This window comes from Nocardia sp. NPDC003183 (assembly GCF_053590715.1).
Genome location: NZ_JBSFTG010000002.1, coordinates 446,060 through 470,790, shown reverse-complemented (window position 1 = coordinate 470,790; position 24,731 = coordinate 446,060). Strand labels below are relative to the sequence as shown.

Genomic DNA, 24,731 nt, shown 5'->3' with positions numbered 1-24,731 from the left:
CTCCGGGGGTTGGTGCTACAGCGTGGTCTTCGCACCGATGATGCCGCACAGCACCGACAAGTTCTCCCCCGAGCCGCCCACACGGCCCGAAACACCCTCCTGCGCGAGGATTCCGGGCCGCGCCACTCTCAGCCGAGAGTGGCGTTGCCGCGCGTCGTCGGCCGGATGTTCTCGCGCATCGCGGCCACATCGCGATAGCCGTTGACCGCCATCAGCAGGTCCGCTTCAGCCGCGTAGCTGCGCAGCAGATGCACCAGGCCGCGCACTCCACCCAGTGCGAGCGCGTACACGTACGGCCTGCCGAGCCCGACCATCGTCGCGCCGAGTCCGAGCGCCTTCACTACATCGGCGCCCGAGCGCACCCCGGAGTCGAACAGCACCGGCACCCGATCGTCACAGGCGGCCACGACCGCGGGCAAGGTCTCCAGCGCACTCAGCCCGCCGTTGGCCTGGCGCCCACCGTGATTGGAGCAGTAGATGCCGTCGGCGCCGAAGTCGATCGCCTTGCGCGCGTCCTCGGGATGGGAGATGCCTTTGAGGATCAGCGGCAGATCGGTGATCGACCGCAGCCAGCCGAGGTCATCCCAGGTCAGCGAATTGCCGAAGGTCGCGATCCAGTGCAGGACAATCAGTTTGGGATCGTCGGAGCCGACCATCTGCTGGAAGACCGGGTCGCTGGTGTAGTTCTTCAGCACGTGCCCACGCAGCTGCGGGAAGTTCCCACTGGCCAGGTCGCGCGGACGCCAACCGGGCACCCAGGTGTCGAGGGTGACCGTGATCCCCGCGTACCCCGCGGCCTCGGCGCGGTGCACCAGGCTCTCGGCGAGCTCACGGTTCTTCGGTGTGTACAGCTGGAAGAACGAGGGCGTGTCGCCCGCGTGCGGGCGGACGTCCTCGAGCGGATCCTCCATCAGCGTCGAATACATCGCGGGCACACCGGTCTGCGCCGACGCCTCGGCCACCGCGATGTCACCGTGGCCCTTCTCGCCGACCAGACCGATCACCCCGACCGGCGCGAGGAACAGCGGGTTGGCGAAGGTGTGACCGAAGGCGGTGACGGCGAGGTCGCGCTCGGTGGCGCCGACCAGCATTCGCGGCACCAGACCCCAATCGGCGAACGCTTCGGCGTTGCGCCGCTGCGTGAGCTCGTCGCCCGCCCCGCCTGCGATATAGTTCAGCAACGAATCCGGCAGTGCCGCAGTGGCTTTGCGCTCGAGCGTCGCGTAATCCATGGGAAATTCGGGCTGGATCCCACCGAGCGCGGCCAGGTAGATCTCGTTCTGATAGTCGGCGAACTGACTCATTGCTGCACTTTCGCACGCCGACCGGGGTTCACGGACCGCAGGGTGGATGTAAGGTGCGTCATACTCGAAAATACGAGATTGTGAGTGCCCCTGCCGTGACCGTCGTCGAACACTCGGCCGCGCCCGCCGACCCGGACGCTCTACTCGCCGACCTCTTCCATTGCGATGCCATCCGTCACCTGACCCGCCTCGCGCTCGGGCTGTCCCAGGATTCGATGGATCTGCTGACCTCGGTCACCGATCGTCTGCGGGCCGCCGAGGGCGCCCTACGCGATCCGCTCACCAGCGACCTCGGCTTCGACTGAACGTCACTGTCGCCGCGCGGTGAGCACCGCCAGATCGGCGAGCCGATGCGCGCGGGCGATCTCCGCGGGGGTGAACGGTTCGTCGGGGCGTACGAAACCCCAGCGACGATCGTCACGGTCCAGTTCCAGCAGCGTGCCCTCGCCCGGTTCGCTCACCTGGGGCGTACCGGGCGCGAGATAGCGCGCGCCCAGCAGCTCGGCGACGGCCAAGGGTAATTCGTCCGGATCGCCGACGATGCGGGCGGCGATGGCCAGTGCCTTGGTCTGACCATCGATCAGCGACAGCACGGTCGCGGGCCAGACCCGCACTCCGGACCCTCCCGCGTGTTCCGCGGCGGAGGTGATCGCGTGCGCGGTGACCTCGGCGGGCGCGGCGACGACGAGTTCGTCGAGGACGGCGTCCTCCAGCTGGTGCACGTGCACGGTGAGAATGTTGGCGTCGCGGTGGGCCAGATGTTTGGCCAGCGTCTCGAGCGCGCCGGGACGGTCGGCCAGGCGCACCCGGATCCGCCAGAGCGCGGGCGCGGAGTCGATGCGGTCGCGGTGCCGTAGTTCCGGGCTGTGCAGCCAGCCGCCGAGCATGCGCATCGCCGACGGCTCCACCACCCAGATCACCAGGATCGTGGTGGTGACCGTGAGCAGGGCGACGGTCAGCAGGTACGGCGGGTGCGCATGGACGACCAACGCGTGCAGCGCCAGCTCCACCGGGAACACCGCCGCGAGTTTGGCCAGCGTGAGCCTGGTCCGGCCGGGATGCGGCAGTCTGCCGCATACCTCGCAGGCCAGGACCGTGACACGGGGTCGCACTGCGAATCGCCACATGGGGTCAGCGTCTCCGGCCTTCGTGTCGATCTTGGACGAGGTGCGTAACAGCGACGTGAAAGCGCGCGCCAAAGCTGTTGACCTGCACCGATTTCCGCAGTGATGTCGAGCACCCACGCTGTTCGGGTGTGACTGCCGGCACCATTGCGTCGATAGTCGGAGGGCAACGGTTGTGACTCGGCTCACCAAAATCCATTGACAAACCCACATAAATGGGCATAAAACAACATAAGTAAAGATTCACCGAGACCGGAGGAACTCCATGTACGCCGAGGAACGGCAGCAGGCGATCGCGACCCTGATCGGGCATCGCGGGCGCGTCTCCGTCGCCGAACTCGCCGACCAGTACGGGGTCACCACCGAAACCGTGCGTCGCGATCTGGCGGTGCTCGACCGACTCGGGGTGATCCGGCGGGTGCACGGGGGCGCGGTCGGTTCCGGCGCGCTCACGACCTTCGAACCGGGCACCGCCGAGCGCGACAGCACGCGCGCCGCGGAGAAGGACCGGATCGCCGAACTCGCGCAGCGGTACCTGCCGCGAGCGGGCGGCAGCGTGCTGTTCGACGCGGGCACGACGACCGTGCGGGTGGCCGCGGCCATGCCGGCCGACCTCGACCTGGTCACCGTCACCAACTCGCTGCCGGTCGCCGCGCGCCTCACCGGGTTCACGGGTGTGCGGTTGCACCTGCTCGGTGGGCGGGTTCGCGGCGTCACCCAGGCCGCCGTCGGCGCCGAGACCTTGCGACTGCTCGGCGAACTGCGGGTCGACGTCGCGTTTCTGGGCACCAACGCGCTGACCGTGCGACACGGGCTGTCCACCCCCGATCCGGAGGAAGCCGCCGTGAAACGCGCGATGATCGCCGCCGCCGACCGGGTCGTCGTGGTCGCCGACGCGAGCAAGATCGGGCGCGAGGACTTCGTGCGCTTCGGCAGTGCCGCCGAGGTCGACGTCCTGGTCACCGATACCGACATCCCGGCCACCGCACACGCGGAACTGGTCGCCGAAGGAATCGAGGTGGTGCTCGCATGATCGTCACGCTGACCGCGAACCCGAGTGTCGACCGCACGATCACCCTCACCGAGCCGTTGCGGCGCGGGCAGGTGCATCGCGCGGCGAGTGTCACGTCGCACCCCGGCGGCAAGGGAGTCAATGTCGCGCGGGTGGTGTCCGGGGGCGGGGCGGCGGTCACGGCGGTGCTGCCGGGGGCCGACGACGACCCCGTGCTGCACGGATTACGCACGGCGGGAATCGAATTCCGCGCGGTGCAGGTGACCGGTGGGCCGAGGGTGAATCTGACCATCGCCGAATCCGACGGCACCACGACCAAGATCAACGAGCCCGGCCGTCCCTTGACTGCGCGCGATCTGGCCGAGCTCACGGCGCTGCTCGTGGAGGTGGCCACGGGAGCCGAGTGGATCGTGCTGTCCGGATCACTACCGCCGGGCGTGCCCGTCGACTGGTACGCGCAGCTCGTCGCGACGTTGTCCACAGCGTGCCCGTCGCCGAACAGAACGCGTGGCCCCCGCGTCGCCGTCGATACCTCCGATGCTCCCCTGCTCGCCCTGTTCGCCGAATCAGTCGGCGCCACACCGGATCTCATCAAACCCAACTCGGAAGAGCTGGCTCAGCTCACCGGTCTCGACGCCGTCGACCTCGAAAACCCCACGGCCGCAGCCGAAGCCGCCGTGAAACTGATCGACCGTGGCGTCGGCGCGGTGCTGGCAACCCTGGGCGCGGCGGGCGCAGTCCTGGTCACCGCCGAGGACGCGTGGTTCGCCGCCGCCCCGCCGATCGTCGCGCGCAGCACTGTCGGCGCGGGCGACTCGGCCCTGGCCGGCTACCTGCTCGCCGACCTCGCGGGCGAATCCCCCGCCGACCGCCTGCGCACCGCCGTCGCCTACGGCAGTGCCGCCACCGCGCTCCCCGGCACCGGACTACCCGGCCCCGCTGACATCGTCCTCGAAGCCGTCACCGCGCACCCACTCACCGCCGACCGACCATCGGCCCCGGCATGAACGTCCCCACGATCGGCGCCCGGCGCCTTCGCCCATCGCCGCACTCGAACCGCTGCGACTTGCGCGTTCGTCCGCCGCTGATCCGAGATCCGGCCGCAGACGGCGAACACCACCGCCACACATCCATGACCGAGCGCTACCCCACCGGCCGACGCCGATAACCGCGCCGATCGACACCCCTGGACCCGACAAGCTCCTGCTCCACCCCCACTCCGGAAAGACACGACGATGGCCGATTCGATCATCACCCCAGACCTGATCGCGCTCGACGCCGATCTCGGCGCCGACAAGAGCACCGTGATCACCGCGCTCGCGGACAAGCTCGCCATCACGGGCCGCGCGACCGACGTCGCCGCGGTGGCCGAAGCCGCCCTCGCCAGGGAGTCGCAATCGGCCACCGGGCTACCCGGCGGCATCGCGATCCCGCACTGCCGATCGGCCGCCGTCACCACCGCCTCGCTGGTTTTCGCCCGACTCGCACCCGCCGTCGATTTCGGCGCTCCCGACGGGCCCGCCGATCTGGTCTTCCTGATCGCCGCTCCGGAAGGCGCGGGCGCGGAGCACATGAAATTGTTGTCGTCGCTGGCTCGCGCACTGGTCCGGCCTGCCTTCGTCGCCGACCTACGCGCCGCCGCGACACCGGCAGACGTGGTCGCCCTGGTCGACGGCGTCATCAATCCCCCACCGGCCGCGACCACGCCTTCCCCCGGTGGCACAGCGGCGACGGGATCGGCTGGTGCGGCCGGGTCCGGTTCGCCCGCCGACGGCGGAACGGGGACCTCCTCCGCTGCGGGCGAGAGGGACGCGACTCCCGTCTCCGAGTCATCGGCCGCCGGAGTCGGCGCGGCGGCAGCCGGTACCGCCGCAGTGGGCGTGGCTGGTTCCGGCGCGACAACCGATGGCGCGACGACGGCCCCCACCGGACACCCGGGCGACAACCCAGCGTCAACTGGCGGCGATGCACCGGCCGTCGGCACGGCGAAGTCCGGTGCGCCGAAGAGGATCGTCGCGGTCACCGCCTGCCCGACCGGCATCGCCCACACCTACATGGCCGCTGACGCCCTGGTCGCCGCGGGCGAACGCGCCGGCGTCGACGTGGCGGTGGAAACCCAGGGCTCGAGCGGGGGCGACACGCTCGACCCGGCCACGATCGCCGACGCCGACGCCGTCATCTTCGCCACCGATGTCGGGGTGAAGGACCGAAGCCGGTTCGCGGGCAAGCCGGTGGTCGAGTCCGGCGTCAAACGTGCCATCAACGAGCCCGACACGATGATCGCGGAGGCCGTCGCGGCGAGTACCACCGCGAGTGCCGCCACCGTCGGCGGTACCGCGCCCGCGCCCTCGCAGGCGGCGGCCAAGGGCATCGGCTGGGGCACCCGCCTGCGCCAGATCCTGCTCACCGGCGTCAGTTACATGATCCCGTTCGTCGCCGCGGGTGGTCTGCTGATCGCCCTGAGCTTCCTGCTCGGCGGCTACGAGATCTCCGACAGCGCGAAGACGATCGTGCTCGACAACTCGATCACCGACCTGCCCGACGGCGGTCTGGCCACCTATGTCGGCGCCGTGCTCTTCCAGATCGGCTCGCTCGCCTTCAGCTTCCTGGTCCCGGCGCTGGCCGGGTACATCGCCTTCGCGATCGCCGACCGTCCCGGCCTGGCGCCGGGTTTCACCGCGGGCGCGATCGCGGTCTTCGTCGGCGCGGGATTCCTCGGCGGTCTGGTCGGCGGTCTGGTGGCCGGATTCGCGGCGCTGTGGGTGAGCAAGCTGGCGGTGCCCACGTGGGCGCGCGGGCTCATGCCGGTGGTGGTCATCCCGCTGCTGGCGTCGGCGATCGTCGGCATCTTGATGTTCGTCCTGCTCGGCAAGCCCCTGGCCGCCGTGACCAACGGGCTCACCGACTGGCTCAACGGCCTGTCCGGTACCTCCGCCATCGCGCTCGGCGTCATCCTGGGCGTGATGATGTGCTTCGACCTGGGTGGTCCGGTCAACAAGGCCGCCTACTCGTTCGCCGCCGCCGGACTCTCGGTCACCGATACCGCGACCCTGCGGATCATGGCCGCGGTGATGGCCGCGGGCATGGTGCCGCCGCTGGCGATGGCCTTGTCGACCGTGTTGCGCCCGCGCCTCTACACCGAGGCCGAACGCGAGAACGGCAAGGCGGCCTGGCTGCTCGGCGCCTCGTTCATCTCCGAGGGCGCGATCCCGTTCGCCGCCGCCGACCCGCTGCGGGTGCTGCCGTCGATGATGGTCGGCGGCGCGGTGACCGGCGGACTGATCATGGCCACCGACGTCACCTCGAGCGCACCGCACGGCGGCATCTTCGTGTTCTTCGCGATCGGGCACCTCGGCTGGTTCCTGGTGTCGCTGGTCGCCGGCACGCTCGTTGCCGCGGCCTGCGTCACCCTCGCCAAGGAACTCACCGGTAAGCAGTCCGTCGCCCCCGTTCTCACCACCGCGTAATCCATTCGCACACAAGGAGATATCCCATGGCAAGCACCACCGTCACCGTCGGCTCCTCGGTCGGCCTGCACGCCCGCCCCGCGGCCCTCATCGCCGAAGCGGTCGGCGCGGCAGGCGTTCCCGTCACCATCGCGGTCACGGGCGGCGACCCGGTAGACGCGGGCTCCGCGCTGATGATCATGACCCTCGGCGCGGGCCAGGGCGCCGAGGTGGTGATCACCAGCGACGATCAGCCGACTCTGGACAAGATCGCCGAGCTCGTCGCCAGCGACCTCGACGCCTGAACCGACCCGGAGAAACGGAAAAGGCCCGGAACCACTGGTTCCGGGCCTTTTCTTTGTAGCGGGGACAGGATTTGAACCTGCGACCTCTGGGTTATGAGCCCAGCGAGCTACCGAGCTGCTCCACCCCGCGTCGGTGTGAACACAACATTACACACAGGTTCACGCAGGCGCCAAATCGCGAGGTCAACACGGGTTTTATCACCAAAAAGCCCAATCATCGACGGGCAACACCGCATATCGAACCCCGCGACTGTGGCAGCCATCACACGTTCCGGCAATCGCCCGCGGCGAGGCCGAGTTTCAGTGAGTGGCGTCACTATCACCTCGTGATCCCGAACACATAACGACCCAATAACAGACTGACCGGAATCTAGGTATTCCCACTGGTTATGCAGTGTAAACATCGAAAAGACGACTATTCCATTCATAGAATCCGCCCGTTATCAAGATGTGATCGGCGTCGATTCTTTGGTTAGCGTCTCCCCCATGACTGAGACCCGGAAATTCAGCACCCGCGCCCTTGGCGTCGCCGCCATCGCCGGCGCCCTTGTTGCCGTTCCGTTCGGCCTCGCCACCGGCACCGCCTCCGCCGCCGCCTACAACTGGGACGGCGTCGCCCAGTGCGAGAGCGGTGGCAACTGGGGCATCAACACCGGCAACGGTTACTACGGCGGCCTGCAGTTCTCGCAGAGCACCTGGGCGGCCAACGGCGGCCAGGGTTCGGCGCACAACGCCAGCAAGGAAGAGCAGATCCGCGTCGCGGAGAACGTGCTCGCCAGCCAGGGCGTCGGCGCCTGGCCGCACTGCGGCCAGTTCCTCCAGTCGGGCGCATCCGAGCCCGAGGTGGTCGAGGAGCCCGCCGTCGAACTGCCGGTCGAACTGCCCGCCGAGGCCAAGACCGACGTCCAGGCTGCCGTCGACCAGGCCAAGGCCACGGGCAAGGCGCTGGCCGACCAGTACGGTGTCGCGGGTCAGTACCAAGCCCTGCTCGACGCCAACGCTCCGCTGATCGCCTCGATCGGCGGCTGATCCACCGTTCCCCCTGCACAAGAAAGGCCCCGTCGACCAGACGGGGCCTTTCTTGCTGCTATGCGGCGGTCGGCTACCGGCCGCCTGCGTCCTGATACGCCTTCACCGCGGCGTCCAGCTCTTCCAGCGCCTTACCGAAATCGGTGAAGTTGCCCGTCCGCATCGCCGTGCGCACCGCCTCGATCTTGCGGCTCAGCTCGGCGGCCGCGGCCTCCTGCGTCGATCCAGCGGGCGGCGTAGTCCCCGGCTGCGGCGTGCTGCCGTTACCGGGCGGAGTGACCGTGCCCTGGTCGACCGGCGGGATCGCCCCCGGTTTCGGCTTCACCGACGGATCGCCACCGAACGGCGTCGCCAGCGAACCCGCACCCGGCATCACCTGGTTCAGCGCCTCGGCCAGCGTCGGCGCGTAGCCCACCTTCACGCTGCCCGCCGCGTCGCGATAGCTCACCAGCACGCGAAGCAGCTGCGGGAAGGTCGACGAACCGGTGTTGCGCTCGTTGTAGAACGGCTCCACGTAGAGGATGCCGCCGTCGGCCACCGGCAGCGTGAGCAAGTTGCCGTAGCGGATCTTGTTCGAGTTCGACAGCAGGGTTTTCTCTCGGGAGACCGCGTCGGCGGTGGTCATCGAGTTCTGTGTCTGCTGCGGGCCCTGCGTCTGCGTTTCCACCGGCAGCTGCAACACGGTGAACTTGCCGTACCCGTCGGGGTCCGACCGCACCGAGATGTAGGCCGAGAGGAACTGCCGGTTGTAGCCGACCATCGCCGAGGTCAGGTTGAACACCGGCTTGTTGGTCTTCGGGTCACCCAGCAACACGTAATACGGGGGCTGGTTGAACGTGCCGCCCTCGATGGTCGGATCACTGGGCACCGACCAGAACGCGTTGTTGGTGAAGAACTCACGCGGGTTGTCCACGTGGTACTTCGTGAGCATGTCGCGCTGGACCTTGAACAGGTCCTCCGGGTAGCGGAAGTGCGCGCGCAGCTCGGGCGAGATCTCGCTCTGCGGCTTCACCGCATCGGGGAACACGCCGCGCCAGGCCTTGAGCACCGGGTCGGTGGTGTCGGTCTCGTACAGGGTGACGGTGCCGTCGTACGCGTCGACGGTGGCCTTCACCGAGTTGCGGATGTAGCTGACCTCCTTGCGCGGGATGACCCGCCCGGTCTTCTTGTCGATGCTGTCCTCGACCGCGCCGTCGAGCGACGTCGGCTGGGCGTAGGGGTACTTGTCCAGCGTGGTGTAGGCGTCGACGATCCAGACCACGCGCTCGCCGACGACCGCGGGGTAGGCGTTGCCGTCGGTGGTCAACCACGGCGCGACCTTCTGCACCCGGTCGCGCGGACCGCGGTTGAACAGGATCTTGGAGTCCTCGCTGATCGCCGACGAGAACAAGATGTTGCGCTCGGCGTACTTGGCCGCGAAGGCCAACCGGTTGAACCAGTTCCCGATCGGCACGCCACCGCTGCCGTCATAGGTGAACTGCGCCTGATCGGAGTCGTACTCCCGCGGCGCCTGGCCCTCCGCGGTGCCGACGATGGCGTAGTCGGGATCGGTCTGCGCGATCAGCTCGCCGTAGTAGATCCGCGGCTGCTCGACCTTAATCTGCTGGTCTTCGACCTTGGTGAACAGGTCGCTCACCATGAACAGCGGATAGCCCGAATCACTGCCGCCCGTGGCACTCTGGGCCTCGGACTGCGGCTTGTTGACCCGGTTGGCGGGCGCGGCGACGAAGCCGTTGCCGTGGGTGTAGACGGTGTGCTGGTTGATCCAGTCCTTCTGGTTGCCCGACAGCGCGGCCGGATGCAGCTCGCGCGCGGCCACGATGTAGTCCTGGACGTCGCCGTTGAGGCTGTAGCGGTCGATGTCGAGCGACTCGGGGAAGCCGTAGAAGTTCTTGCGCTGCTGGAGCTGGGTGAAGGTCGGCGAGAGGATATTCGGGTCGAGCAGTCGGGCGTTGCCGATGGTGGCCGCGTCGGCAGGCACCTCGAGCGGGCTCTTCCTGCTCTCACCCTGGTAGTTCTGATACTCGACCTTGTCGTCGGTGATCCCGTACGCCTCGCGAGTCGCCTGGATATTGCGCTCGATATACGGACTTTCCTTCTCCGCGGCGTTGGGGCGCACCGAGAACTGCTCGACCACCATCGGCCACACCGCACCGACCAGGATCGACGACAGCACCAGCAGCGCGGCCGCCATCGCGGGAACCCGCAGATCGCGCAGCACGATCCCGGCGAAGAACGCCATCGCGCAGATCACCGCGATCGACAGCAGGATCAGCTTGGCGGGCAGCACCGCGTTGATATCGGTGAACGACGGACCGCCGAACGTCGGCTCCTTACGCGTACTCGACAACAGGTCGTACCGGTCGAACCAGTACGCCACCGCCTTGAGCAGCACGAAGATTCCCGCGATCACCGCGAGCTGCACGCGCGCGGCCCTGGTGAGAGTGCCTTCACGCCCGGCCAGCCGCAGGCCACCGAACACATAGTGGGTCACCAGATTCGCGAAGAACGCGATCACCACGGCGACGAACAGCCAGTTCAGCACCATCCGGTAGAACGGCAGATCGAAGGTGTAGAAGCCGATGTCGAGATGGAACTGCGGGTCCTGCTGACCGAACTCGCCACCGTGCAGGAACAGCTGCACCGTCGCCCAGTTCGACTGCGCGACCAAACCCGACAGTACGCCGAGCAGCACCGGGATACCGACGCCGAACAGCCGCAGCTTGCTCATCACGGTCGTGCGGTAGCGCGCGATCGGATCGTTGGGCCCCGCGACCGGCACGAAGACCGGACGTGACCGATAGGCCAGCAGCAGCGCCGCCCAGACCACCAGGCCGACGAGCAACGCGACGACCACGAACAGCATCAGCCTCGTGCGCAACACGCCGAGATACACACTGCGATAACCGACCTCACCGAACCACAACCAATTGGTATAGGCATCGGTGAAGCGGGGCCCGAGCAGCAGCAGCGCCGCGAGGACGACTGCTGTCACCAGCAGCACACGGCTGCGTCGGGACAACGAAGGTAAGCCGGTGGGGGGCCGCATGCCCACGGTGCCACTCTCCATGCTCCGGCGGTTCCACACCGTGATCGGCGCAGTCACCGCAGTCCGAATATTGCGGGTGATCCGTTGCCGGACCGTTTGCGCCCACTCTACGGAAATCGGACACCGTGCAAGCGTCTGGGCCGAAAATGATTGGATGTGCGGGTGACCGAAGACGAGCACGCCGAAGTTCTCCTCGCCCGCTGTGTGCGCGAGGTCGTCGAGTTCGCCGACGCCGAGGGCTGGGGAAACCCGCCGCAGATGTTCGCGTTGGTGCCGACCGCCGACCTGGCCGCGGCCGAACCGGACCTGCAAGACCAGCTCGACGACGGCAGCGAGCTGACCCCCGTGGCCCAGGAAGCCTTCCCCGACGACATCACCGGCGGGTCGATGGCGCTGGACGAGTTCCTGGCCACCACCACCTGGCCGCCCGCGGTCGAAGGCTGCGTGCTGGTGCAGGAGATCGTGGTGCTGCCGCCCGACGCCGAGAGCGATCTCGACGAAGCGCTGGTTCCGCTGCTCGCCGATGACGAGGCCGCCGACGCGGCCGGGCGCGCCGCCGCGCACGCGCACCCGGGTCGGCGCGACGCCCGGCTCATCGCGGGTGTGCTGCGCCAGGGCGCCACCCTGTGCCTGCTGCAGATCCGTCCCGAGGACGACGACGGCTTCGGCGACCTCGACCTGCGCACCTACCCCAACCTGGCACCGGGCCTGGTCGAGGCCCTGCATCACACGCTGGAGTGACTACTTGCAGCCGATCGGCTCGCGACCCGCGTTGATCTCGGCCAGTCCGGCGATCGCGCTGTCGAGGGTGTCGACCTTCACCAAGCGCAGGCCCTCCGGAGCACGCTGACCGGCCTCGTTGCAGTTGTCGGCGGGGACCAGGAAGGTTTCCGCGCCTGCCTCGCGCGCCGCGATCATCTTGTACTGGATGCCACCGATCGGACCGACCTTGCCGTCCTGGTCGATGGTGCCGGTGCCCGCGACGAACTTGCCGCCGTTGAGTTCGCCCGGCGAGAGCTTGTCGATCAGCGAGAGGCTGAACATCAGGCCGGCCGACGGTCCGCCGATATCGGCGAGGTTGAACTCGACCTGCAACGGCGGACGTCCGCCTTCGCCCGGGGTGATGCCGAGGTAGCCCTTCGCCTCGTCGCCGGGACGAGCCGCCAGGGTGATCGGACTGGTCAGCTCGAGATCGCCGCGACGGTGGACGACGGTGATGGTGGCGCCGGGCGCCTTGGTGCCGACGATGTCGATCACGTCCTTGGGCGCGGTGATCGGGGCGCCGTCGATGCTGATCAGCTCGTCACCGACCTCGAGCACGCCGTTGGCCGGGCCTTGCTCGCCGAGTCCGCGGACCAGCACGACCGTCGGCATCTTCAGGTAGTGCAGCGCGGCGACCTCGGCATCGCTCTCGGAATCCTTGAAGTCCTGCTGGTTGGACTTGTCGACCTCCTCGCGTGACACGCCGGGCGGGTACACCTCGGCGCGTGGGACAAGGCCGTGCTCACCGCTGGCCCAGAACCCGAACGCCTCGAACAGGTTCAGCCCGTCGCGCACCGACACGGTCGTCATGTTCAGGTGCCCGCTCGTGGGATCCAGTGGCGCGCCGGTGACATCGACCACCTGCTTGCCCTCGACCTGGCCGAGGGTGTCGAAGGTGGGGCCGGGGCCCAGCGCGACGAACGGCACGGTGACCACGCTGCCTGCCACACCGAGCACGAGGACAGGGACGAGGGCGACGATCAGGGTGAGGATCCGACGATTCACTCGGACCACAGTAGTGATCAACGCCCGTGACCGACGGCAGTGGCACGCTTTACGGCGTGGGCGTCGTCGCGCGATTTCGCGATGCGCGAACACCGTGGGCCCGGGGGTCCCGCGTAACGTAAGAGGTATGAGCGATCTCCCCTTCGGCTTCTCGACCGGCGACGACGACGATTCCGGCAAGCGTCGCGACGAGGGCAACGGACCCGGCGGAAACGATCCGTTCGGGTTCGGAACGGGCGGCGCCGGCGGTGCGGGCGGCTTCGATCCGTCGCAGCTGGGCCAGATGCTGAGCCAGCTCGGGCAGATGATCAGCGGCATGGGCCAGGGCATGGGTCCCGGCGGCGCGCAGTCCGGCCCGGTCAACTACGACGTCGCCAAGCGACTGGCCCGCCAGCAGCTCGGCTCCACCATCGCCCCGATCGCGTCGGGGACCACGACCGCGGTGACCGACGCGGCGCACCTGGCCGAACTGTGGCTCGACGGCGCCACGGTGCTGCCCGCGGGCGCCACCAAGACGGTCGCGTGGACCCCGAACGACTGGATCGAGGAGACGCTGCCCACCTGGAAGCGCCTGTGCGATCCGGTGGCCGAGCAGATCTCGGGCATGTGGACGGCGCAGTTGCCCGAGGAGGCCAAGCAGTTCGCCGGGCCGATGGTCGGCATGCTCGGCCAGATGGGCGGGCTGGCGTTCGGCTCCCAGCTCGGTCAGGCGCTCGGCCAGCTGGCCAAGGAGGTGCTGACCTCCACCGATATCGGTCTGCCGCTGGGCCCGGCCGGTACCGCCGCGCTACTGCCGACCGCGATCTCGGCGTTCAGCGAGGGGCTCGAGCAGCCCGAGAGCGAGATCATGGTCTTCCTGGCCGCCCGCGAGGCCGCCCACCAGCGGCTCTTCGCGCACGTGCCGTGGCTGCGTCAGCAGGTGCTCGGCGCCGTGGAGGACTACGCGCGCGGCATCAAGATGGACTTCTCCGCGATCGAGGAAGCCGCGCAGGGCATCGACCCGATGTCGCTGAGCGACCCCTCCAAGCTGGAGGAACTGCTCTCCCAGGGCACGTTCGAACCGCAGACCACGCCCGAGCAGAAGCAGGCGCTCGAGCGTCTGGAGACCCTGCTCGCGCTGATCGAGGGCTGGGTCGATGTCGTGGTCAGCGACGCGGTGGGTGAGCGTCTGCCGGGCGCGAACGCGCTGTCGGAGACACTGCGCCGCCGCCGGGCGACGGGCGGACCCGCCGAACAGACATTCGCCACGCTCGTCGGCTTGGAGTTGCGGCCGCGCAAGGTGCGTGAGGCCTCGGCGCTGTGGCGGCGGCTCACCACCGACGCGGGGATGGAGCGGCGCGACAAGGTGTGGGAACACCCCGATCTGCTGCCCGATTCCACTGATCTCGACTCGCCCGCCGGGTTCATCGACTCCATCATCGGTGGCAGCACCGGCGCATTCGACGACCCGCTGGCCCAGCTGGCCGCGACCGAGGCGCGGGAGCGCGACGCGGCCGGTCTCGGCAAAGCCGAGGCCGAAGAGTCCGATTCCGACGAAACCCCGCGCGACGAGGGTGATTCCGACTCGGATTCCGGCAAGGCCTGATCCACCTCGCCGCCGAGGTCGGTGAGAAACTTCCGATCTCGGTGGCGCAACACGGTTCCGAGGCTAACGTTCGTCGCGAAACGCGGCGACGACCCGCGGTACAGCGGTTGTTCACACTGCGGAATCCGTCGGCCGACACGCCGAAAGCCTGTGGATAACTGCACTTTCGGCGCACCTCGCGCCGCTGTCGGATGCCGATACTTCTGGCATGACGACCACTTCCCCACTGCGCGGGCCGATGCTCAACCCGCGAGTGACCACCCTGGTTCGCCCGTCCGGCACGGTCCAGCTCGGCTGGGACCCCGAACGCGCACTGCTGCTGGAAACCACCGATCACGACACCGGTACCGTTCTCGCCTTCCTCCGCCTGCTCGACGGCTTGCAATCGCGGCCCCAGATCATCTGGCGGGCAGGTGAATTCGGCATCAGCCCCGATCGCACCATGGGCATGCTCACCGCGATCGAGCGTGCGGGCCTGCTGCTCGAGCCCGAACCCGCGCTGGGCAAGATCCGCGGTATCACCGTGCACGGCCTCGGCCCGCTCTCGGACGCCGTAGCGATCGGATTGCGGCGCATGGGTTTTCGCCCCACCCGCTCGCGCGCGTACCGACCCGACAGTCCGCCAGGTACCGCCACGGGCGATCTGGTGGTACTCACCGACGCGTTGATGATCGACCCCGGACTGTCGGTGGATCTGGTGTTGCGACGGGTGCCGCACCTGCAGGTACGAGTTCGCGACGGGGTCGGCGTGGTCGGCCCGCTCGTGCTGCCCGGCGAGACCAGCTGCCTGCGCTGTGCCGACCTGACCCGGGCCGGATTCGATCACGACTGGCCGCATCTGGCCGCCCAGCTACTGGGCCGCACCGGGCACGCATCCCCGGCGGGCATCGCGGCGACGACCGCGCTGGCGCTCGGCGAACTGGAGGCGATCGTCGCCTGTTCACCGCGGCGTCCACCGCGCACTCTCGACGCCACCGTGGAATTGAACCTCGACACCCACGAGATCCAGCGCCGGCCGTGGCTGCCGCATCAGGAATGCGGGTGCCGGAACATGACCTCCCGCGCGCCGGAAACCGCTCGGTGACGGGCGTCGCATCAGCCGGTGTGAGCATTCTTATGGCACACACCCCGCGAGTTCGGCCATGATGGGTACCGTGTCCGAGATCGTGCGCCGCAGTTCCAGCCGCAATGCCAAGTTGGCCAAGATTCCGCTCGGCATCGCCGGACGAGCCGCTGTCGGGTTCGGCAAGAAGCTCGTCGGTGGTGACAAGAAGCAGATCAACGCGAACCTGAACCAGAAAGCAGCCGAGCAGCTGTTCACCGTGCTCGGTGAGCTCAAGGGCGGCGCGATGAAGTTCGGGCAGGCGCTGAGCGTGATGGAGGCCGCGGTCCCGGAGGAGTTCGGCGAGCACTATCGCGAGGCGCTGACCAAGCTCCAGGCCGCCGCACCGCCGATGCCCGCCGAGACGGTGCACCGCGTGCTCGACCAGCAGCTGGGCACCAAGTGGCGGGAACGCTTCGCGTCCTTCGACGACACCCCGGCCGCCTCGGCCAGCATCGGCCAGGTGCATCGCGCGGTCTGGTCCGACGGCCGCGCGGTGGCGGTGAAGGTGCAGTATCCGGGCGCCGACGACGCGCTGCGCGCCGACCTGAAGACGCTGTCGCGGATGACCGGGCTGCTCTCGTCGGTGATCCCCGGCGCCGATGTGAAGCCGCTGCTCGCCGAGATCACCGAACGCACCGAGGAAGAACTCGACTACCGCATCGAGGCCGCCAACCAGCGCCGCTTCGCCGCCGCGTTCGATGGCCACCCCACCATCGCGATCCCGAAGGTGGTGGCGGGCGCGCCGAAGGTGATCGTCACCGAATGGCTCGACGGCACTCCGGTGTCGGCGCTGATCAAGGCAGGCGCGGAGGATCCCGAGGGCACCCGGGCACAGCGCAACCGGATCGCCGAGCTGATGGGAACCTTCCACTTCAGCTCGCCCGAACTGGTCGGCCTGCTGCACGGCGACCCGCACCCCGGCAATTTCCTGGTGCGGGCCGACGGCACCTTGGCCGTGCTCGACTTCGGCGCGTGTGCGCCGATGCCGGACGGCTTCCCGGAGATCCTGGGCCGCATGCTGGCCCTCGCTGTCGCCGACGAGCACGCGGCCCTCACCGAGTTGCTCTACGAGCACGGCTGGGTCATTCCCGGCCGGGTGGTGACCCACGAGGAGATCGAGGCGTACCTGCGCCCGTTCAGCGACCCGATTCGCACCGACACGTTCCACTTCACCCGCTCGTGGATGCAGCGGGTGGCGGGCAAGGCCTCCGAGTTCTCCAGCCCGGAGATGAAAACCGCTCGCGCCCTGCAACTTCCGGCCGAGTACCTCACTGTCTTCCGGGTGCTCGGTGGCTCGGTCGGCATCCTGGCCCAGCTCGACGCGGAACTCGGCTTCATGAACCTGGTCCGCACCTGGGTGCCGGGCTTCCGCGCCGAACAGGCGTCGTAGGCGCACCCTCACCCGGGGCGTCTCAGTCGACGGAAGCCCTGGACGAGCGTCGGCCCACCGTGCACAGCACGTGCACCGCGATGCCGACCACGGCGGCCATGGTGACTCCGCTGCCGAGTAGCAGCTTCAGATCGGCGGGGAAGCCGCGATAGAGGGCGGGAACCAGAATCGGCAGCAGGCCCGCGGTGAGGGCCGCGGTGGTGGTGAGCAGGGCCGCGTCGTCGTTCAGGTCGACGTCGCGGAACAGGCCGATCGCGGAAGCGATGATCGTGGCGAACACGATGGCCGCCGTCGCGCCGACGACAGGGCCGGGTAGCGAATTCACGATCCGGCCGACCGGCGCGACGAACGCGGCCAGGATCAGCATCAGGCCGGTCAGCGCGGTGACGTAGCGACTGCGAACACCGGTGAGCCGGATCAGCCCGATGTTCTCACCGCTGGTCACCATGGTCGGTCCACCGAACAGCCCGGAGAACAGGGAGGTGACAGCGTCACCGCGGATCGTGCGCCCGACCGTCGGCGCGGTGTCGATCTGCTTGCCGACGACCTGCGCGTTGAGCACCGTTTGCCCGGTGGCCTCGGCCATCGAGCCGATGCTGAACACCAGCAGCGGCACGGCCGCCAGCAGGTCGAAATGCGGTGCACCGAACAGCAGCGGCTCCGGCAGTTGCACCAGCGCGTCACCCGGGGCGAGCGTGAATCGGCCGAGCGCGGCCGCCACCGCGGTCCCGACCCCCATCCCGATCAGCACCGACACGCGTCGCCAACCGGGAGGCAGGAAACGGTGTGCCAGCACTGTCGCCGCGATCGTCACCCCGGCGATGGTCACCGACCTGACCGGGGTGGGGTCGTCGGCGGAGGTGATCAGATTCGCGCCGACCTTCACCAGGTTCACCCCGATCACCAGGATCATGCTCGCGATCACGACCATCGGCAGGAACCGCACCAGCTTGCGCGCGATCGGCACCAGCGCGATGCCCGCGACCGCGGTGATCAGTACCGCGCCGGTGGCGGTGGCGGGGTCGTAGGTCTGCGCGGTCTGGATGAACAGCACCACCGCCGCGCCACCGGGCAGCATGACGAACGGCAGCCCGGCTCCGAGACCGTATCGGCCCCCGGACTGCAGGATGGTGCCGATACCGCTGAAAAGCAGTGCGCCACAGAGCAGGGCGCGGGCCGCCTCGTCGTCCAGGTGCAGGCTGCGGCTGATCAGCAGCACCGAGGTGAGCGGCATCGCGATCATCACCACCAGGTGCTGTAGCGCACCGGCGAAAGCCCGTCCCGCGGGCGGAATCTCGTCGACCGGCGCCACCATCGGTTCGGTCACCGTAGCCATGGGAGTTCCTCGGCGCGGTAACGGTAGGCACGGAAGATCGCGTTGGAGATGCCCGGAAACACCTGGGCGGTATCGGGATCGGGGTATTCGGTGAACGAGGGCACCACGTACTCCCAGCAGATCTCCCGTTCCGGGGTCACCTCGAAGATCCGGCCGAACGCCGCCTCGGTGATCAGCGTGTTGCCGTTGGGCAGCCGCTGCGCGCCACCCATGAAGGGAGTGAAGAACGCCTCACGCGGGGAGTCCTGATAGGTCCACCCGACTTCGCCGGTAGCAACGTCTATTTCGATGACGCGGCTGTAGGTGACCGACTCTCCGGTGCGGAAGGTGCCGTTGTCGAACACCAGGATCTGGCCGTCGCCGAGCGGGGTGGCGTGATGCTGTTGGGCGACGGTGCCGCGGTCGGCGAGCTCGGTGACCGCGCCGGTGCGCCGATCGATCAGGATCACCGCGGAGACACTGCGCAGACTGGCCACCACCGTGTGCTCGTCGAGCGGGTACACGCTGTTGATCAGCGGCCAGTGCTCACGCCAATAGTGCGGCTGCAGCGCGAATTGCGCGGGATCGAGATGCTCGACCGCGCGCCACTCCCAGATCGGCGCGCCGTCGGGGCCCACCTCGCGGATCACATCGGACCAGACGATCCCGTCGGCTTCGGTGCCGGGCACACCGCCCTGGATCCGTGCCGCGTCGGCGCCGGTGAGCGGCTGCACGGCGGCGTAGAGCATGCGCCCGTCGTCGTAGTGGTGGGCGTCGTGGTGGGCCAGATCGTCGCGGATCTCGGACAGTTGGGCACCGGTGTGGTCGTAGCGGGCCATCGAACCGCCGGAGTACTTGCGCCACATGGCGAACAGGGGTGCACGGGCCAGGGTCGCACCGTTGTAGGCGAGGGAGCCGTCGGCGAGGATGCGGGCGTGTCTGCCCGGGCGGTAGGGCAGGTGCCACTGGTGGACGATCGCGCCGTCGAGGCTGACCAGGTCGACTCGACCGTTGCCCGCCAGCGGCGCGTAGAGCGTGAAGCCGGGCGAGGCCAGCTCGGCATCGCTGCCGATCAGCCCGATGCCCCGGCGCTTGAGGGTGTTCTGTTCCATGCCGCCTCTTCCTGAATATTCGACCCCACTGAATATTCAGTAGAATCGCGCACACGGGAACCGTTCCGATCATGGTGCGCGAAACCGGCTCACCCCCTGGTCGGACACCGAAACAGCGGACCAGCACCGGTTGCGGGCACTGAAAATTCACTACAGTCACACGCACAGCCAGGACCGAGGACACGGAGGCGATCAGTGGCCAGTGAGCACATCCGGAATCGGCAACTCGGCACCGTGATCCGCGATCGGCGCCTCGCCGCCGAATACACCCTCGCCCGCCTTGCCACCGAAACCGGTCTGTCCCAGTCATTTCTGAGCCAACTCGAGAACGGCCGGACCAACACCAGCCTGCGCTCGCTCCAGCTGATCGCCGACGCCCTCTCGACCACCGCGACTGCCCTGCTGGCCGCGGCCGACGACACCGCGCCCGCGGCCGTGGTCCGCGCCGCCGACGACACCGCCCTGCCCCAAACCGAGCCCGGTGCGGGCACCGTCCGGTCCCTCGTCCACGGTGACCGCGACCTGCGCGCCCTGGAATTCACCGGCGGCACCGATCGCGGTGACCGCGATTTCGTCCACCGATCCGACGAGATCATCCACGTGATCCGCGGCCGGATCTCCCTGATCGCCGACGGCACCGAACACGACCTCGGCGCCGGTGACACCTATTACTGCCGCGCGGGTGAGAAGCACAGGTGGTGGGCGCACTCCCCGGACACCACCACATTGGTCCTCGCCGTCGCCGACGGTCGCACCGTCAAACGCGCATCCCGCATATAGCAAAACGAACCGCTCACCATGACGAGGTGAGCGGTTCGCTTGCGGTACAACCCTTTTCCCGGGTTCATGCCACGATCGCGACCTTGCGCGGGCGACCGCGGGGGCGCTTGCGGGCGATCACGACACCCTGGTCGAAGATCTCACCGCCCCACACGCCCCACGGCTCGGCACGATCGATGGCCGCGGTCAGGCAGCCCTTGCGGATCGGGCAGGCCGCGCACAGTTCCTTGGCCTGCTCGAGATCGGTGGGGCTCTCGGCGAACCACAGATCGGGGTTTCCGCCCCTACAGGGCAGAGTCTTGGTGACCTCACGGACGCGAGGGGTCTGCGCCACGGTTCGGCATGTCACGTCAGTAGTGGCCGTCGGCCAGTCCTGGGCGGTGAACACGTCGTTCTCCTTCAGCTCGTTTGCAGCGGTCGAATGTTCGGTGTGCGAACCCGGTGCCAACGGCTGAGGAGCCGAAATAAAGATGGCCACGGTTTTCGCTTCTCGCGATCCGTGGCCAGGAGGTCTGGGAGGTGTTCCCTACCTAGTTCGACATTTCTGTCGAGACCTGATCACGGTCGCTGGGTGGACGCGGAGGCGGATTGCGCCGGTGAACTCCGGTGCGTAACCGGCTTCCTCGGCGATTGCTGCCGGTGCCGCGACGGCGGTCGGCTGCCAACCCACGTTGGGCTTGTCCTGGAGACGAATCGGAGTGTGCTGATGAACGACAGTCATCGGCACAGCTTTGGCATCGACGCCGGACAGGCCGGTCCCCTGCAGAGCGAGGACCCCCCGGGAGGCGGACATGACAAATCCGTTCACCAGGACGCGATTGCTCATCGCATCGAACGTGGTGTTCGTGTTCGTGTTCATGTGTCTGCCTCCCTCCTGAACTCGTGTGTGAACAATTACCGCGCACCGGGATCACTCTCGGTGCGTGTTCTCCACCATAGGCAATGATCGAGAACCGAACAACTTATTTTCTACCTGGGGTTTTGTGCTGTTGCCCGCAAACGTGACGCAACGATGGCGAGCACATCGGCACCGTACTGTTCGATCTTCTTCGCGCCGATGCCGGCGATGGCCGCCAGCGCGGCGTCGTCGGCGGGCAGCTGTTCGGCGATGGCGGTGAGGGTGGTGTCGGTGAACACCACGAAGTCGCGCCGCTGCAACGCTTCGGCCTTCTCGGCTCGCCATTCCTTCAGTGCCTCGAGCAGCTGCGGGTCGACCTCGCCCGGGCAGCGCCTGCACCGGCCGAGCATAGTGGCATAGGTGCCGATCAGCGGCTTGAGGCACACCCGGCACAGTGGACGCGGGGTGTCGGCCTTGACCGGGACTTCCACGGCGATCCGCGAGGCCGCCGAACTGTCCGGAATCAACCCGTTGAGGAACCGCGACCGGGTCACCGGCCGATAGTCACCGCTCGCTTGCAGCCGCCTTTGGGTCCACGACAGGCTCAGATGTTCGCGTGCCCGCGTGACGCCGACGTAGAGCAGCCGGCGCTCCTCCTCCAGCCCCGCTTCGTCGACGGGCGCGTTCTTCCGGCCGAGCACATGGAAGATCGGCAGCGTGCCGTCGGTGAGCCCGGCCAGGAACACCGCGTCCCATTCCAGGCCCTTCGCCGCGTGCAGCGAAGCCAGAGTGACACCGTCGACGATCGGCGGATGCTTGGCCTCCGCGCGGGTCGCGAGCTCGCGCAGCAGCGCGGTGAGATCCATGTCGTCGTCGTGGCTGACCAGTTCCTCGGTGAGCTGCACCAGCGCCAGCAGCGCCGACCAGCGTTCCTTCGCCTGCGCACCGGCCGGTTCCTCCGCGGTCAGCCCGACCGGCGCCAGCGCGGCCCGCACCAGCGTGATCAGCGACGACCCACTGCGCGCCGCGTCGGGCAGATCGTCGCGGGCGTCGACCTGGCGCAGCGCCGACACCGCCTGCCGCACTTCCTGACGCTGGAAGAACCCCTCGCCGCCGCGCACCTGGAACGGGATCTCCCGCGCCCCGAGCACCTGTTCGAACGGTTCCGACAGCGCGTTGGTCCGGTACAGCACCGCGATCTCGGACGCCGGTGTTCCGGCGGCGATCAGCTTCTCGATCCGTCCGGCGACCGCGACGGCCTCGGCCTGCGCGTCGGCGTACTCGGCGAATTCCGGCTCGGGCCCGTCGGGCCGCTGACCGATCAGGGCAAGGCGGGTGCCCGCGATGCGTCCGCGCGCCGCACCGATGACCTGGTTGGCCAGCGACACCACCTGGGGTGTCGACCGGTAGTCGCGTTCGAGCCGCACCACGGTGGCGTCGGGGAAGCGCCGGGAGAAATCGAGCAGGTAGGACGGGGTGGCCCCGGTGAACGAGTAGATGGTCTGGTTCGCGTCGCCGACCACGGTCAGGTCGTCGCGCTCGCCCAGCCACGCGTCGAGCACTCGCTGCTGTAGCGGCGTCACGTCCTGGTATTCGTCGACGACGAAACTGCGATAGCGACCGCGGAATTCGTCGGCGACGGCCGGATAGTCCTCGAGTGCGGCCGCGGTGTGCAGGAGCAGGTCGTCGAAGTCGAGCAGCAGGCCGTCGGCGGAGGCTTTCGCGGATTCGTAGCCCTGGTACACCTCGGCGACCTTGGCGACGTCGACCGGCGCGTCACGATGATGTCTGGCGGCAGCGGCCGGATAGTCCTCCGGGGCGATCAGCGACGCCTTGGCCCATTCGATCTCGCTGAGCAGGTCGCGCACCATTTCGGTGGAGGCACGCAGCCCCGCCCGCTGCGCGGCCTGCGAGACGATGGGGAACTTGCTGTCGATCAACCGCCACGGCACATCCCCCACCACCTGCGGCCAGAAATACCGCAACTGCCGCAGCGCCGCGGCGTGGAAGGTGCGCGCCTGCACCTGCCCGGCATCGCCCCCGAGTCCCATCGTGCGCAGCCGATTGCGCATCTCCCCCGCCGCGCGTGCGGTGAACGTCACCGCCAGCACCTGGTCGGCCTTCACATGCCCGCCCGCGATCAGGTGCGCGATCCGATGCGTGATCGTCCTGGTCTTACCGGTCCCCGCCCCCGCGAGAACACAGACCGGCCCCCTCGGTGCCCGCACCGCGGCGGCCTGTTCCGGGTCGAGGGCGGTGAGATCGAGTGCTGGCACGCGCACCATCATGACAGCGCCCACCGACAACATGCCGCGACGCCCGCGGATGCAGGGGCAAGGAACACAGCGCCACCTCGCGACGTTGCACATCGCGTGACTGAAGCAAACCCAGATCTGACGATGTACTCGACCACCTGGTGCGGCTACTGCCGGCGCCTGCGGACCCAGCTCGACGAGGCGGGCATCACCTACTCGGTGATCGATATCGAGGACGATCCCGCTTCGGCCGAGTTCGTCGGCAGCGTCAACAACGGCAACCACGTCGTGCCGACGATCAAGTACCGCGACGGCTCCACCGCGACCAACCCGTCACTGGCCGCCGTCAAGCAGGCATTGGCCGCCCAGCAGGCCTGATTCGCCGCGTCAGTCCGCCCAGGACTCGATGATCGAGCGCGCGATCGAGATGGACCCGGGGACGAGCAGCCGGGCGCCGGGTTCGCGCGCCGACCAGTCGCCGAGCCGCAGTGCCGCGCGCACCTCCTCGCGGGTGAACCAGTGCGCCTCGGCGATCTCGCCATCGGAGAACACGAGTTCCTGGGCGGGGTCGCCGACCGCGGCGAAGCCGACCATCAGCGAGCGCGGGAACGGCCACGGCTGGCTGCCGAGATACTCGATCTCGCGCAGGTCGACACCGACCTCCTCGCGGACCTCGCGTTCCACGCAGTGCTCCAGCGATTCACCGGCTTCGACGAAGCCTGCCAGCAGTGAGAACATCGTCTCCGGCCAGCTCTGCTGACGGGCCAGCAGCACCCGATCGGCGCCGTCGTGGACCAGGCAGATCACGGCGGGGTCGATCCGTGGGAACTCTTCCTCGCCTGCCGCGGTCAGCCGCGACCAACCGCCGCGCGCCGTCGTGGTCGCCGTGCCGTCGCCGCCGTGATACCCGGCCCGATCGTGCCAGTTGAGCAGCGCGTACGCGGTGGACAGCAGTTCCGCGGTGAAATCGTCGACAGCGCCGAGGGTTCGCAGATCCTTCAGGGTGCCGTCCAGATCGTTCGCTCGCACCGCCCACAGGTGGCTGCCATCGGCGGCACCGAGGAACACCGCGCCCTCACCGGGCTCCTGCGCCACCGAGACGGCAGCGTCGAGGACGATCTTGCCGTCCTCGACCCGCACTTTCCCCCGCGCGTCGATACGCAGAATCTTCGCTTTCCCCCACCCTTCGCGCAGGGCGCCGGGATCGAGCCGGGCGTGCTCGGCCCGGTCGATGGTGGAACGTGACAGCAGCGGAACGTTTTTCAGCCGGAACGACACGATCCGAGCATAGAGCGAAGGCGCGGGTGCGGGTGCG

The 24,731-nt window shown here is 68.4% G+C and carries 22 protein-coding genes and 1 tRNA gene; 12 read left to right on the top strand and 11 right to left on the bottom strand.

Annotation, left to right across the window (positions count from 1 at the left end; all coding sequences use genetic code 11):
- Positions 1 to 128 precede the first annotated feature (128 nt).
- On the bottom strand, positions 129 to 1,304 hold the full coding sequence (locus ACWDXS_RS09970; protein WP_449964128.1) for an alpha-hydroxy-acid oxidizing protein: 1,176 nt from the start codon (positions 1,302 to 1,304) through the stop codon (positions 129 to 131).
- Between the two features lie 80 nt (positions 1,305 to 1,384).
- Between ACWDXS_RS09970 and ACWDXS_RS09965 the strand changes: the two genes are divergently transcribed.
- Positions 1,385 to 1,609, top strand: coding sequence for a hypothetical protein (locus ACWDXS_RS09965; protein WP_378632882.1), 225 nt, complete (start codon positions 1,385 to 1,387; stop codon positions 1,607 to 1,609).
- A 3-nt stretch (positions 1,610 to 1,612) separates the two neighbouring features.
- Here the strand turns inward: ACWDXS_RS09965 and ACWDXS_RS09960 are convergent, their stop codons facing one another.
- On the bottom strand, positions 1,613 to 2,431 hold the full coding sequence (locus tag ACWDXS_RS09960; protein ID WP_449964124.1) for an amino acid-binding protein: 819 nt from the start codon (positions 2,429 to 2,431) through the stop codon (positions 1,613 to 1,615).
- Positions 2,432 to 2,693: 262 nt separating this feature from the next.
- Between ACWDXS_RS09960 and ACWDXS_RS09955 the strand changes: the two genes are divergently transcribed.
- The 4 genes from ACWDXS_RS09955 to ACWDXS_RS09940 all read left to right on the top strand — a co-directional run bounded on the left by ACWDXS_RS09955 (position 2,694) and on the right by ACWDXS_RS09940 (position 7,191).
- Entirely contained in the window at positions 2,694 to 3,461 is a 768-nt protein-coding gene (locus ACWDXS_RS09955; RefSeq protein WP_387447094.1) for a DeoR/GlpR family DNA-binding transcription regulator, read from the top strand.
- Complete coding sequence (locus tag ACWDXS_RS09950; RefSeq protein WP_449964120.1) at positions 3,458 to 4,447, top strand: 1-phosphofructokinase family hexose kinase; 990 nt, start codon at positions 3,458 to 3,460, stop codon at positions 4,445 to 4,447. The genes ACWDXS_RS09955 and ACWDXS_RS09950 overlap by 4 nt, the downstream gene beginning before the upstream one ends.
- A gap of 228 nt (positions 4,448 to 4,675) precedes the next feature.
- Entirely contained in the window at positions 4,676 to 6,907 is a 2,232-nt protein-coding gene (locus ACWDXS_RS09945) for a PTS fructose transporter subunit IIABC (protein ID WP_449964117.1), read from the top strand.
- 26 nt (positions 6,908 to 6,933) lie between these two features.
- Positions 6,934 to 7,191, top strand: coding sequence for an HPr family phosphocarrier protein (locus ACWDXS_RS09940; protein WP_101466146.1), 258 nt, complete (start codon positions 6,934 to 6,936; stop codon positions 7,189 to 7,191).
- A gap of 56 nt (positions 7,192 to 7,247) precedes the next feature.
- Here the strand turns inward: ACWDXS_RS09940 and ACWDXS_RS09935 are convergent.
- Positions 7,248 to 7,321: transfer RNA gene (locus ACWDXS_RS09935), tRNA-Met, on the bottom strand.
- 356 nt (positions 7,322 to 7,677) lie between these two features.
- Here ACWDXS_RS09935 and ACWDXS_RS09930 point away from each other — a divergent pair.
- Positions 7,678 to 8,220, top strand: coding sequence for a transglycosylase family protein (locus ACWDXS_RS09930; protein ID WP_387447089.1), 543 nt, complete (start codon positions 7,678 to 7,680; stop codon positions 8,218 to 8,220).
- A gap of 73 nt (positions 8,221 to 8,293) precedes the next feature.
- Here ACWDXS_RS09930 and ACWDXS_RS09925 read toward each other — a convergent pair whose 3' ends face one another.
- Positions 8,294 to 11,275, bottom strand: a complete 2,982-nt coding sequence (locus ACWDXS_RS09925; RefSeq protein ID WP_449964112.1) for a UPF0182 family protein — start codon at positions 11,273 to 11,275, stop codon at positions 8,294 to 8,296.
- A 156-nt stretch (positions 11,276 to 11,431) separates the two neighbouring features.
- Here ACWDXS_RS09925 and ACWDXS_RS09920 point away from each other — a divergent pair, with 156 nt between their 5' ends.
- Positions 11,432 to 12,010, top strand: a complete 579-nt coding sequence (locus ACWDXS_RS09920; protein ID WP_266292347.1) for a PPA1309 family protein — start codon at positions 11,432 to 11,434, stop codon at positions 12,008 to 12,010.
- Here the strand turns inward: ACWDXS_RS09920 and ACWDXS_RS09915 are convergent, their stop codons facing one another.
- Positions 12,011 to 13,036 carry a YlbL family protein gene (locus ACWDXS_RS09915; protein ID WP_379315126.1) on the bottom strand — a complete coding sequence of 342 codons (1,026 nt, stop codon included), beginning with the start codon at positions 13,034 to 13,036 and terminating at the stop codon, positions 12,011 to 12,013.
- 127 nt (positions 13,037 to 13,163) lie between these two features.
- Here ACWDXS_RS09915 and ACWDXS_RS09910 point away from each other — a divergent pair, with 127 nt between their 5' ends.
- The 3 genes from ACWDXS_RS09910 to ACWDXS_RS09900 all read left to right on the top strand — a co-directional run bounded on the left by ACWDXS_RS09910 (position 13,164) and on the right by ACWDXS_RS09900 (position 17,116).
- Positions 13,164 to 14,621 carry a zinc-dependent metalloprotease gene (locus ACWDXS_RS09910; protein WP_449964107.1) on the top strand — a complete coding sequence of 486 codons (1,458 nt, stop codon included), beginning with the start codon at positions 13,164 to 13,166 and terminating at the stop codon, positions 14,619 to 14,621.
- 208 nt (positions 14,622 to 14,829) lie between these two features.
- Positions 14,830 to 15,705, top strand: a complete 876-nt coding sequence (locus ACWDXS_RS09905; protein ID WP_378991339.1) for a TOMM precursor leader peptide-binding protein — start codon at positions 14,830 to 14,832, stop codon at positions 15,703 to 15,705.
- Between the two features lie 61 nt (positions 15,706 to 15,766).
- On the top strand, positions 15,767 to 17,116 hold the full coding sequence (locus ACWDXS_RS09900; RefSeq protein ID WP_378991626.1) for an ABC1 kinase family protein: 1,350 nt from the start codon (positions 15,767 to 15,769) through the stop codon (positions 17,114 to 17,116).
- A 22-nt stretch (positions 17,117 to 17,138) separates the two neighbouring features.
- Here the strand turns inward: ACWDXS_RS09900 and ACWDXS_RS09895 are convergent, their stop codons facing one another.
- Together ACWDXS_RS09895 and ACWDXS_RS09890 are read right to left on the bottom strand one after the other, a co-directional pair.
- Positions 17,139 to 18,452: a uracil-xanthine permease family protein gene (locus tag ACWDXS_RS09895; protein WP_449964104.1), complete on the bottom strand. Its 1,314-nt coding sequence runs from the start codon at positions 18,450 to 18,452 to the stop codon at positions 17,139 to 17,141.
- On the bottom strand, positions 18,440 to 19,543 hold the full coding sequence (locus tag ACWDXS_RS09890; protein ID WP_449964101.1) for an aryl-sulfate sulfotransferase: 1,104 nt from the start codon (positions 19,541 to 19,543) through the stop codon (positions 18,440 to 18,442). The genes ACWDXS_RS09895 and ACWDXS_RS09890 overlap by 13 nt, the downstream gene beginning before the upstream one ends.
- 195 nt (positions 19,544 to 19,738) lie before the next feature.
- Between ACWDXS_RS09890 and ACWDXS_RS09885 the strand changes: the two genes are divergently transcribed.
- On the top strand, positions 19,739 to 20,323 hold the full coding sequence (locus ACWDXS_RS09885) for a helix-turn-helix domain-containing protein (protein WP_379314618.1): 585 nt from the start codon (positions 19,739 to 19,741) through the stop codon (positions 20,321 to 20,323).
- Between the two features lie 64 nt (positions 20,324 to 20,387).
- Here ACWDXS_RS09885 and ACWDXS_RS09880 read toward each other — a convergent pair whose 3' ends face one another.
- The 3 genes from ACWDXS_RS09880 to ACWDXS_RS09870 all read right to left on the bottom strand — a co-directional run bounded on the left by ACWDXS_RS09880 (position 20,388) and on the right by ACWDXS_RS09870 (position 23,449).
- A complete protein-coding gene (locus ACWDXS_RS09880; RefSeq protein WP_378632852.1) occupies positions 20,388 to 20,711 on the bottom strand; it encodes a WhiB family transcriptional regulator in 324 nt (107 codons plus the stop codon).
- 138 nt (positions 20,712 to 20,849) lie between these two features.
- Entirely contained in the window at positions 20,850 to 21,182 is a 333-nt protein-coding gene (locus tag ACWDXS_RS09875; RefSeq protein ID WP_449964097.1) for a hypothetical protein, read from the bottom strand.
- A gap of 110 nt (positions 21,183 to 21,292) precedes the next feature.
- Positions 21,293 to 23,449: an ATP-dependent DNA helicase UvrD2 gene (locus tag ACWDXS_RS09870; RefSeq protein WP_449964094.1), complete on the bottom strand. Its 2,157-nt coding sequence runs from the start codon at positions 23,447 to 23,449 to the stop codon at positions 21,293 to 21,295.
- Between the two features lie 111 nt (positions 23,450 to 23,560).
- Here ACWDXS_RS09870 and ACWDXS_RS09865 point away from each other — a divergent pair, with 111 nt between their 5' ends.
- Positions 23,561 to 23,794 carry a mycoredoxin gene (locus ACWDXS_RS09865; protein ID WP_143876199.1) on the top strand — a complete coding sequence of 78 codons (234 nt, stop codon included), beginning with the start codon at positions 23,561 to 23,563 and terminating at the stop codon, positions 23,792 to 23,794.
- A gap of 9 nt (positions 23,795 to 23,803) precedes the next feature.
- Here the strand turns inward: ACWDXS_RS09865 and nudC are convergent, their stop codons facing one another.
- Positions 23,804 to 24,697, bottom strand: coding sequence for an NAD(+) diphosphatase (nudC, locus tag ACWDXS_RS09860; RefSeq protein WP_378991624.1), 894 nt, complete (start codon positions 24,695 to 24,697; stop codon positions 23,804 to 23,806).
- Positions 24,698 to 24,731: the final 34 nt, after the last annotated feature.